We start from the raw sequence: 11,459 nt of genomic DNA on the forward strand, positions 1-11,459 counted from the left end.
GGTCCGGGATGTGGGACGGGGGACGATGGCGCAGTGGGACGTGGCCGACGGATCGCTGGCCGTTTTCGCCCTGTGGTCCGTCGGGTGGCGCAGTGGGGGTGGCCGACAGATACTCGCCGTTTCCGCCCTGGGGGCCCTGTGGTGGGTCCCTGTGGTCCGGTGTGGCCGGGTTCAGGCGCCGGGGCGACCGGCCCGCTCGGTCTCTCCGCTGCCGAGGACGCCCCCGACGAGTGGACTGTCGTCCTCCCCCGACCCCCGCCCTTCTCGGCTCCGCTCGATCAACTGCCGTACGAGTCGCACGAGTTCGGCAGGCTCGAAGGGCTTGGCGAGGAAGGCGTCCACGCCGGCGTCGAGACCGCTGTCGACCTCGTGCTGGGTACAGGCGCTGACGATGGCGAGGGGGAGGTGAGCGGTACGGGGATCGGAACGCAGCCGCTCGGCGGTCCGCAGCCCGTCCAGCCGGGGCATGACCACGTCGAGGGTCACGACATCGGGACGTACCTGATGAACGACATCCAGACACTCGACACCATCGGCCGCGGTCACGACCTCGAGACCCTCCAGCTCGAGATTGACCCTGATCAACTGCCGGATGACCTTGTTGTCGTCCACAACAAGCACCCGACCCGACGCGCCTGGCACAACTCGAGAGTAGGTGCGGACCGGCCACCGCGTCCGGGTTTTCCCCACTTCCACCCCCTGCGGGGACCCGAGCCCACGAAACCCGTTCCTGATCACCCCGAGGGAGCTGGTAGTGTTTCACCCGTCGCCGCGAGCCACCAGCTCCGCACCGACACGCCCCCGTAGCTCAGGGGATAGAGCAACGGCCTCCGGAGCCGTGTGCGCAGGTTCGAATCCTGCCGGGGGCACCCAGCATGAGGTGCCTAAAGACCCCGTCAGCAGCGGAAACGCTGAGTGCGGGGTCTTCGCGTATGTGCAGGCGTGTGCGGCCCGGAGCGGCTGTATGTCGGGGGCTGTGGACGAGGCGTGGACGGGATCTTGAAGCATCGCCGCAGGTGAGCTCCCAAGTAGCGGGAGGCGGCCACAACGCTAGTCGACGCCGGACGCGGGCGCTCAGACTCTACTCAGGCCCGCCTCCACGCCTGTCGATGTCGAGCCACGCTGTAGACCTGCTCGACCTGATCAGGCTTCAGCGCGCCGGAGAGCGGGGCGAGAGCCGACACCTGGCGCTCCTGGTACACCCGCACGCTCAGTTGCGTGGCGACCACCTTCAGATCGGTGACCCCGACGAAGACGAGGACCGGCTCGACGGGCACGGGGAACGGACAGTAGGCCTCCAGGACCCTGGCGACGCGGCGGGCCTCCGCCCGGCTCTTGCGCGCGTAGGGCGCCGGCTTGCCATGGTCGACCTTCACCGAGTCGTCGCCGACCCATACGGCTCTCCCCTGGTGGTGCTTGGTGTTGATGCTGAACACTCCGCCGGGCCCGATGAGCAGGTGGTCGAGATCTACGTCGTTGGCCAGAGGTATGGAGTGCAGGACATGCCAGCCGTGGCGTTTCAAGCGGTCGAGTTCGACTCCGACTCGCTTCTCCCCCGCCAGCCCCTTGCGCCAGGAGTCCCATTCCGTAGGACGCCTCAGAAGATGCGACACGAGTCGCTGCCAGGTGCTCGGGCCGGAATTATCGAGCAGATCCTGAAGGGACTTGCCGGGGCGGCTGACAGACAGGTCGTCGGCCGGGGTCAGGGGCGGCAGCTTGAACGTTGACTCAACCTCACCCTTCGCGTTGGTCGGCGCAGGATGAGGCGCCACCTGTAATCGCCGGGTCAGTGCAGCGATTACGTCGTCGCGATACTCGACTCGCAAGACGGTGATGTCTCCGGTTTTGACGTCCGCCCAGCCGACAGGGGTCCCATCGGACAGATTCGCATACCAGCGATCGTGCCCATACCGCCTCCACCGCGTGATCCTCAGCTCCATGAGGCCCCCTTCCTCGTTAGCGCCAGTGCAGCCATGGCAGCAGCAAGTAAGGGGCGATCACAAGACAGCAAGGCAGGCCACGCGGCAGATTGCCGCGATCTCGGAGGTGCAGTCAGAGGGCGGCCGAAGAACGGACGACGCCCCCGGCATGTTGCCGGGGGCGCCATTTCAGTCGCTGCCGTTCACTCGTATTCGCGTAGCAGGTCCTCAATACACCGGTTGGCGACGTCTTGCCGTCCGTCGAGGCACTTCGCATACCGGGTCAGCAGGACCTCAACGCTGTTGCCAGCGCGCTCGGCAACTTCGGTGGGATCCACTCCCGCATTGAGCCACGTCGACAGCGCCGAGTGCCGCAGGTCATACGGCCTACTCGCGAGCGGCGAGGCCGCGACGGCCGGCGGAAGCGCTAGGAGCCGGGCCTCCTGCCAGACGCGGTAGTAGGTCGAGGACGGGACGACCGAACCTTTCTCGCTGAAGAACAGGCGCCCGTCGTCCGCCGTGCCAAAAGTGGCCAGATGCTCACGGAACACGGCTACGAGGTGAGGCGGAATAGGTACTCGCCGGACGTCCTCGGTCGGCCGGTTCTTAAGCCCGCGGTCGTCGTGGGTCTCCCCCGAGTCGGTCCACTGCTTGCCGACCGACGGGCGGGTCCGGTGAAGCAGCGCGGAGCCCCAGCCCCGTGCCGGGAGGATCAGGTCTGTCTCGGCGAGGCCGACCGCTTCAGCCGGCCGGAGACCGCCGAAGTACATCGCGGCGAACAGACCCACGAGACGACGGCCCCGGGCACGCCGGTATCCGCCCACATAGGAGACGGCCGCCAGGAGGTTGCGAGCCTGCTCCGGGTTGGCGACGACGCGCGGGTCAACCTGGTTGGACACCTTCGGTTTCTGCCAGCGGACAGCCGTAATGGGGTTCTCGCGCAGCTCCCCCAGGTCGACCGCATAGTTCGCGGCGTTGACGAGGGTCCGACGCTTGCGCCGCACGGTCTCTGCCGCTGCCGCCGTGCCGTCGAGCTTGAGCTTCAGCGAGTCGAGGACCGCGCGGGCCGTGGCTGGATCAGCAAGATCGGCGAGCGGTCGGGAGGCCTTGGACACCCAGTGGAGAATGTTCCGTACGTCGTCCGGGATTTCCCGATCGTCGGGCCCCGGCAGGACGAAGGCCCAGTTGCGCAGCGCTTTGCGGATCACCTCATCGGACGGCCTTCCGGCACGCTCGTCGAGGAGCTCCAGCGTCACGCTGGTGAGGGATTCATTGATGCCGTCCCTCGTGTTGGGGGCGGCATGGGGCCACTTCATGGCGAGATATTTGAGGGCGAAGGCGTACCAGGACACGGCCGACTTCTTCTCTTCCAGCGAAGCCGGGAGGCCCGACCCGGTGTCGAACTCCTCACCGTCGCGCATCGGCTGCCCGACGCGCCGGAAGCTTACGGGGCCATGATCACTCGCCCCAAAGCAGCTCCTGCCCAAAGCCGTTCCGCCGACCTCGTAAATCGTCGTGAACCCTGATCAACCCCCCGGCTATGCTTCCGCCATGGCAGGAGCGAGCACAACGTGCGGCTGGTGCGGCCGATACGCAAACATGGCTATGCACGGCGACTACCCTATGACCATTAAGGTCACGCCCCAAAAAAGCGGCATGGTAGGCAAGGTAGTACATGAAGCCCGTCGCTGTGATCATTGTGGTGGCCTCAGCGTCGTACGTCGGTCAGGAATCGCGCGAGATGCCAGTTCCGATATATATTATCTTGAGTCGGAGAACTGGTTCCCGCAGCACGCAGAGGGGCGGGAATTCACAGACGTTCCGGAACCGATTGCCAGCGTCGCAAGTGAAGCTTACCAGTGCGCAAGTATTGGGGCTTTTCGTGGTGCCGTTGCTCTCGCTAGGGCAGTTGTAGAGGCGACAGCCAAGGCTAAAGGCATCTCCACTAACGGCATTGCTTCTAAGATCAATGAGCTTCACTCGCAAGGATTTATCCGCGAACACGTGAGAGAAGCCGCACACGAAGTACGCTTCGGTGGCAACGAGGTTGCCCATGGAGATCTTGCACAAGGCTCTCTAGATAAAGAAGAGGCCGAGGAGATACTTGTCCTCATGAGTGAGATCCTCCTTGAGGTATTCCAGTCGCCTGCGCGAGTCGAACGGCAACGCCAGAAGAGACTCGAGCGCAAGGCGGCCAAGGCTGCAGAAGATCCCGTCAGTCAGCAGACAGCCGTTATTTCACCACAGTGAGATCACGGCAGGAAATAGCCTGTCACGACCGGAGCGCCCTCCCGCCGCCCAAGGGCTCACGGAAGGGCGCTCACCGATGACCAAGATGACACCTTCCCGATCTGGACGTAATCGGGGGAGGGTGACATTTACGGCTACCCATGGCCAATTTGCTTCATATCGCGAAAAACATACTCGCAAACGCCACGGGCCAGGAAGTGTGGCAGGGACACACGTAATTCAGGCCAGCATGCGCAGGACCACCCACGAGTGGATATCGTCTACAAGTTTCTTGTAGGTGGCTACATTGAGCTGCCCACCCCTGTAATTCTCACCGTGAGCCACCTTGTTACGGACGGCAAGAAGGCCCCCCAGCGAATTCCGGCGCTCGTCAGTGTCTAGGAAATCAGCGAGCTCTTGATCCCAAGGGTCACCGAACCGGCCAATCAGCTTCTCTAGGGCATCGGGTGTCAAGTTTGGCGCCTTCTTGAAGAAGGACATCGCAAAGCTCTTTGCTGGCCCACCGGATGCGCTAGCCACATACCCGCATATCGCCTCGAACATCAGTTGTTCCAGGTAACCGGACAGGCGAATGCACATGTACTTATGTAAGTCTTCCTGCAACGGGATATCGATCGCAAGAAGGCCTTCTCTGTAGCGCTTATACGAAGAGTCCAGGTCGGACTTCATCGAGAGGATTCTGGTGCGCGCGCTACTTTTGCTCGTCGGCAAGAGATTCCCCCCGGAACGCCTTGCTAGCCAGACCGATACGTGCACTAACCTGCTCGCTGTGCGAAGTGCTTTCCGAAACAGCGTACTGATACCTAGGGTTGGCTAGTAGATTGCGAAGCGCATCATCAACCTGCGCTACTGTAATTTCACGCCCTTGCTCCAAGGCGAACATGAGCCCTACCAGAACTGCATCGGTGTGGGCCGCATTTACCTGGGTCCCCCTGATGCGAAGAGCATCACGCCCCTGCGCTTCGTTTAGCAAGCGCGCGGCCTTCGTGAAGCGATCCCGAATGCCGGCAGCATCGGGCGGAAGCGCATCCTGGTTGACCTCTAGGTAGTCGTTCAGGAACCTGGCCATAGGCGGGCGGAAGACCTGAAAGCCTCGCGCAGTGGGCATCAGGGAGATTGCACGCAAGATGAGTTCATGATCTTTGAGGTCCCGATTATGGGCCCCGAATACGTCTCGCCAGTTCGGGTCCTGATTCAGGTCTCGAATAAAGTTCACAGTCTCGCCCGCATAAAGGGCGACACGGATTTGTTGCGGTTTGAGATTGGTACCGCCGCTATTGATGCGCTCGAAGAGCGAATAAACGCCACGCTTGCCTTCGGCGCCCTTGGGGACCACGATAGTAGCCTGAATGAACGTGTTGTCAAATAGGCGCTGTGCGGTCGGTTCCAGGTTCTCGTATGTGTGACCCTTGAAATCGTCTCCCACATACCGCAGAGCAAACTTACTTAGACCGCGCGTCGACCTGTACTTACCTGCCTTGAACGCTTGAAGCGTTGTGAGCCGCTGCTGGCCGTCAAGGACGAGATAGCGGCGGTCCTGCAACTCGACCAAAAAGATGCCGGGAACCGGATATCCAAGCAGGATAGATTCGATAAATCTATCCATCTGCTTTTTCTTCCAGACTAGACCTCGCTGAAACCCCTCGAACCCAGCGATATCATCATCCGCAAGAGGCTCGAAAGTTGGGATTATGAAAGTCCCATTATTCAGCCGCTTGACTAGACCATCGACATCGAAATCCGCCCCGAAGTACCGCAGAGCATCGTCGGCGCGGATTGGCTCTCGGTCGATTTCCTCGCTCTCGGGGTCCTCGACGTCAGAGTCAACGGGGACTTGACTCTCCTCAGGGTCATCAGACCCAGGAGTCGCCTCAGTCGCGGGTCCAGTGCTGTCTGTCATGGCTCAACACTAGCGGGACAGTCCTCTGCCTTGGGCGACGTTGCCAGAGATCACTCGGCTGCCTGCCGCAGGACGGTCGTCGGCTTGGTCAACTAGCCAGGGTGTCAGCGATAGCTGGTAGACCTTCACTCGTGACTAGCTTGCCGGTCCCGCATGTTGGCTTCCTAGACCTGGGTACGTCGGACCTTGTCATCGACGCGCTGTACGCCGGGGGCTCGAAGGGCAACAGTGGCGACGATCCCATCTCCAAGCTCATACCCGGAGTCGGCAACCAGGGAGGCTTCAGGTATGCAGGCTCACCGCTCAAAGGCACGGTGCGCCTGGCGGTGCTCTACACCAGCGGCGCCGAGGTGGACTGGCCTGACCACCTGGATACACAGACTGGAACATTCACCTATTACGGGGATAACCGGACACCGGGACGCTCACTGCACGACACCCCGCGGTCCGGGAACATGCTGCTGAGGGACGCTTTCGCGGCATCCCATGGCCCTTCCAGCGCACGAGCCGAACGTGTACCGCCCTTCCTCTTGTTCCAGAGGGCTGCCGCGTCGGGCCGATCGGTCCGGTTTCGCGGGCTCCTTGCTCCAGGTGGTCCCACGATGAACACTGACGACGAGTTGGCAGCGATCTGGCGCTCGACAGGCGGTGAGCGATTTCAGAACTACCGCGCACGCTTTACCGTCCTCGATCAGGACTACATCTCCCGCTCGTGGCTGCAACACGTGCTCAGCGGAGGCAATCCGCTGGAGGGCGAACGCCCTGGGTCTTGGCGCACTTGGTCAATGGGCGTGTGTACAAACCCTTGCTCGCGCCGGCAACGACGGTCATCCGCACCAAGGTTGAACAACTGCCAAGCGACCCCGCAGGACAAGCCATGCTGGAGGAGGTCCGTCAGTACTTCCGTGGCCGTGAGCACGACTTCGAGGCTTGCGCCGTTGCTATCTGGCGGTTGATGGCGCCAAGTACCGGCGCCGTTGACGTTACCCGACCGAGCCGAGACGGGGGACGCGATGCAGTGGGTTCTTACCTGCTCGGGCCGGTTGCAAAGCCGATCTCAATCGATTTCGCACTGGAAGCGAAATGCTACTCCCCTGCTCACTCTGTCGGAGTGAGAGAGACCTCTCGTTTGATCTCACGCATTCGTCACCGAAATTTCGGCGTTCTAGTTACGACCTCCTACTTTCAGAAGCAGGTCCAGGAGGAGGTGCATGAAGACGGACATCCAATTGCCCTTGTCTGTAGCCGTGACATCATCAGTGCCCTTCGTCAGCATGGCCGGACGACAGTGGAGTCAGTCCGCCAATGGTTGACGCAGAGTTTCCCATCACTATGACAGGAGGTGAAGCGTGTCTTACCCGTCCGACCCTGTGCTCACGTTTGATGCCAGTGGCCGTATGTTCGTCATCCATGACCACGCCGTAGCTAACGAACTGATCGACACGCCTGACGAGTTATTCGAAGGGTACGACGGGCGTGGCCGCCCAGTTAAAGCCCAAGGAGAGTCCGGTGAGGTGCGACTGGAACTGTCTTCACCTCTGCCTCGCGAGGCAGAGGTTCGCAAACGTGTCGCCCACTACTACGCCGTCTTCGCGACCAGGCACCCAACACGTCAGCCTCCAGACGAGGACGATCTGCAAGCCTTCATCCAGGCTGTGGCCGACGGCTGGATCGAGGAGTAGGGCCAGCGTCGTGGACCAGCCGTGGACCAGTACTGCGAGGGGCGGAGTCGTTGCGCTGTTCGCCAGCAGTGTTGCTTAGGTCGTAGGCGGCCTCCGGAGCCGTGTGCGCAGGTTCGAATCCTGCCAGGGGCACCCTGTATGAGGTGCCCGAAGACCCCGTCGCCAGCGGACACGCTGAGGACGGGGTCTTCCCGTCTGTGCTGCTATGGCCCTGCCGGGCAGGGACCCCTCGTGTCGGAGGTGTGCGGTTGGATGGGTGGGTGACTGTTCTGGATGTTGTTCGGGGGCTGCCCGAGATTGTTGTGCTTCGTGAGCACTGCCGGTCCCTCGCCATGTTGGAGGCGGTCCTGTGCCCTGAGTGGGGCTACCGCTATCACTCCTTCGACGAACACTGGGCCGAAGGGGAGTCATTGGCCTCGATGCGGAACGGATCGGGGGATGACTACTCCATCGTCTTCTCGGCCGCCGGCGCCTACATACGTGGGTTCGATCATGAGTCGCCCATGAGTCCCTACGCGGAGGACGGGCCCTGGCCCGGTGTGCTCGACGAGGTCCCCGGCGTCTTTCAGGCGTATGTCACGGAGCCCGCGTTCTCCGATGACGGCTTGCCGCGCGTCACCGCGTGCATGTGGCGGGAGGCAGGGGACGACAGGTGGAGAACGGGGACCATCGACTTCCCCGACGTGAAGAACGACGACCCGGACGGTGCCGACTTTCTCTTCGAACTGTTGGTGGACCGGTCGGCCGAGGCCTTTCAGGAGTGGGCCCAGGATTACTACGAGGTTCCGGTCGACCTGGGGGCCGTTCGGCACGTCCTCTCCTCGCGTCCGCTGACCGAGGAAGTGGTCCGCGCGTTGAACCCGACAATTGGTCTGTCGGATCTCGTCCAGGACATGGGTGAGATCGGCTATCCGACGAGGTGAGGACGAGTTCGCTCGGCGCGGTCACGCTTTTCGAGGTGGCCGGCCTGGGAACCCGCTCCTGCGAACGTACCCCCCACCGATGTCGAGGAGGCCGCCGTGGCCGAGCAGGAGCGGACCCAGCAGGATCCCGTGACGCAGCATGCGCAGCCGGAGTTCCCGGAGCAGGACCAGCCTCATCCGGGCTGGACCGGGCCGATGGACCCGCCGCCGGATCACGGTGAGGAGTCGTACCGCGGTGCCGGGCGGCTGGAGGGGCGCAAGACCGTTATCACGGGCGGGGACTCCGGTATCGGGCGGGCGGTGGCGCTGGCCTTCGCCCGGGAGGGCGCCGACGTGCTCTTCACGTACCTGCCGGAGGAGGCGGACGACGCGCGCGAGACGTCCCGGCTGGTCGAGGACGCCGGCCGCAAGGCGGTCGCCGTCTCCTGCGACATCCGTGAGGAGGACAACTGCCGGGCGCTGGTGGAGCGCGCGGTCGCCGAGTTCGGGCGGATCGACGTGCTGGTGAACAACGCGGCGTTCCAGATGTCGCAGCCGGACGGCATCGAGGCCATCACGACCGAGCAGTTCGACCGGGTGATGCGCACCAACCTGTACGGGATGTTCTGGCTGACGAAGTTCGCCGTGCCGCACATCCCGAAGGGCGGCAGCGTCATCAACTCCACGTCGGTGCAGGCGTACAAGCCCAGCCCGCACCTGCTGGACTACGCGATGACCAAGGGCGCCATCGTGACCTTCACCCAGGGGCTGGCCCAGATGCTCGCGGAGCGCGGCATCCGCGTCAACGCGGTCGCGCCGGGCCCGGTGTGGACGCCGTTGATCCCCGCGACGATGCCCGACACCGCGGAGTTCGGCAAGCAGAGTCCGCTCGGCCGCCCGGCCCAGCCCGCCGAACTGGCCCCGGCCTACGTCTATCTGGCCTCTCAGGAGGCGAGCTTCGTCACCGCGGAGATCCTCAACGCCACCGGTGGCACGCCCCTGCCGTGAGCCGACCAGCTGAGCTGAACAAGCTGAGACGAACTAGCGGCGACGCTCCAGGAGTCTGATCGCGGACTCCACGTCCGGCGGCAGCGGTCTGCGGCGGGCCAGGGCAGCGGGGAGGCGTACGACGGTCTCGTGCAGGGCGCGGCGGGCGCCGGGTTCGCCGGTGGCCGCCGCGGCGGTCAGGCGGGCGGTGGCCCGCAGGGCCGCCGGCAGCGGGCGGCGCAGCCAGAAGGTCAGGAGCTCGTTGCGCCGCAGCAGATCGTCCCGGCCGTCACGGCCGCCGGATGCGGGGTGGTGACGGGCCGTCAGCGACGGTTCGTAGGTCACTCCCCAGCCGTCGGCCGCGAGGTCGTAGGCGAGCAGGGTCTCCTCGCCGCCGAAGAACAGCAGCGGGTGGTAGCCGCCCGCCCGGAGGTAGGCGTCCCGGCGGACCACGCAGGCGCAGGCCAGGAAGCCGAGCACCGGGCGGCCCGGCAGGTCGGGCTCGCGGGGCAGCGGTGAGGCGGCGAGCACGGCGTTGAAGGGGTCCTCGGTCCGGTCGGGGCCGACGAGTGTGCGGGCCGCCAGCAGGCCGAGGCGGGGGTGCCGGTCGAACAGGTCGGCCGCCTGCCGCAGGGCGCCCTCGGTCCACCAGGAGTCGTCGTCGCTGAAGGCTACGTAGGGCGTCTCGGCCCGCCGTACCGCGAGGTTGCGGCCCAGGGCGCCGGTGTTCCGGGCGGGTTTGAGCACGCGGACGGCCGGTGGACGGTGGCGCAGGGCTTCGAGGGTCGAGTCGTCGGAGCTGTTGTCTACGACGATGACGGGGGGCCGTTCGGGGAGGGCGGTGAGGGCGTCGACCGTGCGCAGGACGGCGGCGGGGCGGTCGCGGGTGATGACCGCGACCGTGACCCGGCCGTCCGTACCAATTCCGGCGTCCCGGCCGTCCCGGGAGCCGGTGCGGTCCGACGGGTCCTCAGGCCGGGGCCGTGGGGACACCGGCGTCACTCCCCTTCCGTGCCGGCGCACCGGCGCGTACAGGCCGCAGCAAGGACAGTGCGGCGGTTACGGCCTCGTCGGTGCCGATCCGCAGCAACTGGGAGTCGGGGGTGTCGCCGTGCGGATCGCCGGGCGGTCCGGGTTTCCACAGGGCGATGTGGTGGGCGGCACCGGGCGGGCCCCACAGGTGGGGTGAGACCGGTCCGAAGAGGGTCACGGACGGCGTGGCGTGGGCCACGGCGAGATGCGCCGGTCCGGTGTCGCCGCTCACGACGAGCGGGGCGTGGGCGACGAGCGCCGAGAGTTCGCCGAACGGCAGCCCGCCGCGCAGTACGTCCCGCTCCGGCAGGCCCGCCCGTGCGGCGACCTCCAGGACCAGGGCGTCCTCCGCCGGGCCACCGGTGACGACGACACGGTGACCGGCGGTGCGCAGCCGTCGTACGAGGTCGGCGAAGCGTTCTGCGGGCCAGCGGCGGGACGCGGCCTCCGCACCGGGGTGGACGACCACGGCACCCGGTGCCGGGGACGGCGTGTCCGGTGGCGGCAGCCGCAGGTCGGCGGGGTCCGCGGGGATGCCGTACGCCGCGAGGAAGTCGCACCACCGCTCACGCTCGTGCTGGTCCGGCCGCCACACCGGGGGTGCGGGCAGGGCCGGGTCGGGCTGGGCGTGGGCCAGGAGCCGGCGGGGGGCGAGGGCGGCCAGCGCGTCGCGGCTCTCCGGTCCGTTGCCGTGCAGGTCGACGGCGATGTCGGGGGGTGGCCCGGTCCATCCGTCCAGCGCCGGTACGGCCCGTCCCGGGGCGTGGGCCGGGAGGATGTCGTCCAC

The 11,459-nt window shown here is 65.3% G+C and carries 13 protein-coding genes and 1 tRNA gene; 7 read left to right on the forward strand and 7 right to left on the reverse strand.

Annotation, left to right across the window (positions count from 1 at the left end; genetic code table 11):
• Window positions 1-171 precede the first annotated feature (171 nt).
• Window positions 172-612, reverse strand: a complete 441-nt coding sequence (locus tag AOJ26_RS26055; protein ID WP_053850783.1) for a response regulator — start codon at window positions 610-612, stop codon at window positions 172-174.
• A 185-nt stretch (window positions 613-797) separates the two neighbouring features.
• Between AOJ26_RS26055 and AOJ26_RS26060 the strand changes: the two genes are divergently transcribed.
• Window positions 798-869: transfer RNA gene (locus AOJ26_RS26060), tRNA-Arg, on the forward strand.
• A gap of 216 nt (window positions 870-1,085) precedes the next feature.
• On the opposite strand, the gene AOJ26_RS26065 is transcribed toward AOJ26_RS26060, so the two are convergent.
• Window positions 1,086-1,940: a nuclease-related domain-containing protein gene (locus AOJ26_RS26065; protein WP_053850784.1), complete on the reverse strand. Its 855-nt coding sequence runs from the start codon at window positions 1,938-1,940 to the stop codon at window positions 1,086-1,088.
• 182 nt (window positions 1,941-2,122) lie between these two features.
• Window positions 2,123-3,340 (reverse strand): tyrosine-type recombinase/integrase, encoded by a 1,218-nt coding sequence (locus tag AOJ26_RS26070; RefSeq protein WP_234358672.1) that lies wholly within the window; start codon window positions 3,338-3,340, stop codon window positions 2,123-2,125.
• 130 nt (window positions 3,341-3,470) lie between these two features.
• Between AOJ26_RS26070 and AOJ26_RS42145 the strand changes: the two genes are divergently transcribed.
• Window positions 3,471-4,169, forward strand: a complete 699-nt coding sequence (locus tag AOJ26_RS42145) for a DUF4145 domain-containing protein (protein ID WP_078960028.1) — start codon at window positions 3,471-3,473, stop codon at window positions 4,167-4,169.
• Between the two features lie 219 nt (window positions 4,170-4,388).
• Here AOJ26_RS42145 and AOJ26_RS26075 read toward each other — a convergent pair whose 3' ends face one another.
• Together AOJ26_RS26075 and AOJ26_RS26080 are read right to left on the reverse strand one after the other, a co-directional pair.
• The gene (locus AOJ26_RS26075; protein ID WP_053850785.1) at window positions 4,389-4,838 is read right to left on the reverse strand and encodes a HEPN domain-containing protein; all 450 of its coding nucleotides are present in this window, start codon (window positions 4,836-4,838) and stop codon (window positions 4,389-4,391) included.
• Between the two features lie 22 nt (window positions 4,839-4,860).
• Window positions 4,861-6,069 carry a DUF262 domain-containing protein gene (locus tag AOJ26_RS26080; protein ID WP_053850786.1) on the reverse strand — a complete coding sequence of 403 codons (1,209 nt, stop codon included), beginning with the start codon at window positions 6,067-6,069 and terminating at the stop codon, window positions 4,861-4,863.
• Window positions 6,070-6,200: 131 nt separating this feature from the next.
• Here AOJ26_RS26080 and AOJ26_RS45250 point away from each other — a divergent pair, with 131 nt between their 5' ends.
• From AOJ26_RS45250 to AOJ26_RS26095, 5 genes are all read left to right on the forward strand, one after another.
• Window positions 6,201-7,025: a hypothetical protein gene (locus AOJ26_RS45250; protein WP_199828874.1), complete on the forward strand. Its 825-nt coding sequence runs from the start codon at window positions 6,201-6,203 to the stop codon at window positions 7,023-7,025.
• Entirely contained in the window at window positions 7,025-7,405 is a 381-nt protein-coding gene (locus AOJ26_RS45255; protein WP_420713300.1) for a restriction endonuclease, read from the forward strand. The genes AOJ26_RS45250 and AOJ26_RS45255 overlap by 1 nt, the downstream gene beginning before the upstream one ends.
• A 13-nt stretch (window positions 7,406-7,418) precedes the next feature.
• Window positions 7,419-7,751 carry a hypothetical protein gene (locus tag AOJ26_RS26085; RefSeq protein ID WP_086724623.1) on the forward strand — a complete coding sequence of 111 codons (333 nt, stop codon included), beginning with the start codon at window positions 7,419-7,421 and terminating at the stop codon, window positions 7,749-7,751.
• 260 nt (window positions 7,752-8,011) lie between these two features.
• Window positions 8,012-8,674, forward strand: a complete 663-nt coding sequence (locus tag AOJ26_RS26090; RefSeq protein WP_053850791.1) for a hypothetical protein — start codon at window positions 8,012-8,014, stop codon at window positions 8,672-8,674.
• A 96-nt stretch (window positions 8,675-8,770) separates the two neighbouring features.
• The gene (locus AOJ26_RS26095) at window positions 8,771-9,661 is read left to right on the forward strand and encodes an SDR family oxidoreductase (protein WP_053850788.1); all 891 of its coding nucleotides are present in this window, start codon (window positions 8,771-8,773) and stop codon (window positions 9,659-9,661) included.
• Window positions 9,662-9,694: 33 nt separating this feature from the next.
• Here the strand turns inward: AOJ26_RS26095 and AOJ26_RS26100 are convergent, their stop codons facing one another.
• Together AOJ26_RS26100 and AOJ26_RS26105 are read right to left on the reverse strand one after the other, a co-directional pair.
• Window positions 9,695-10,564, reverse strand: a complete 870-nt coding sequence (locus AOJ26_RS26100; RefSeq protein WP_053850792.1) for a glycosyltransferase family 2 protein — start codon at window positions 10,562-10,564, stop codon at window positions 9,695-9,697.
• A 46-nt stretch (window positions 10,565-10,610) separates the two neighbouring features.
• Window positions 10,611-11,459, reverse strand: an 849-nt coding sequence (locus AOJ26_RS26105) for a glycosyltransferase family 9 protein (protein WP_053850789.1), incomplete at its 5' end; no start/stop codon positions are given.

The sequence above is a fragment of the Streptomyces sp. NRRL B-24085 genome (assembly GCF_001282115.1).
Taxonomy (GTDB): Bacteria; Actinomycetota; Actinomycetes; order Streptomycetales; family Streptomycetaceae; genus Streptomyces.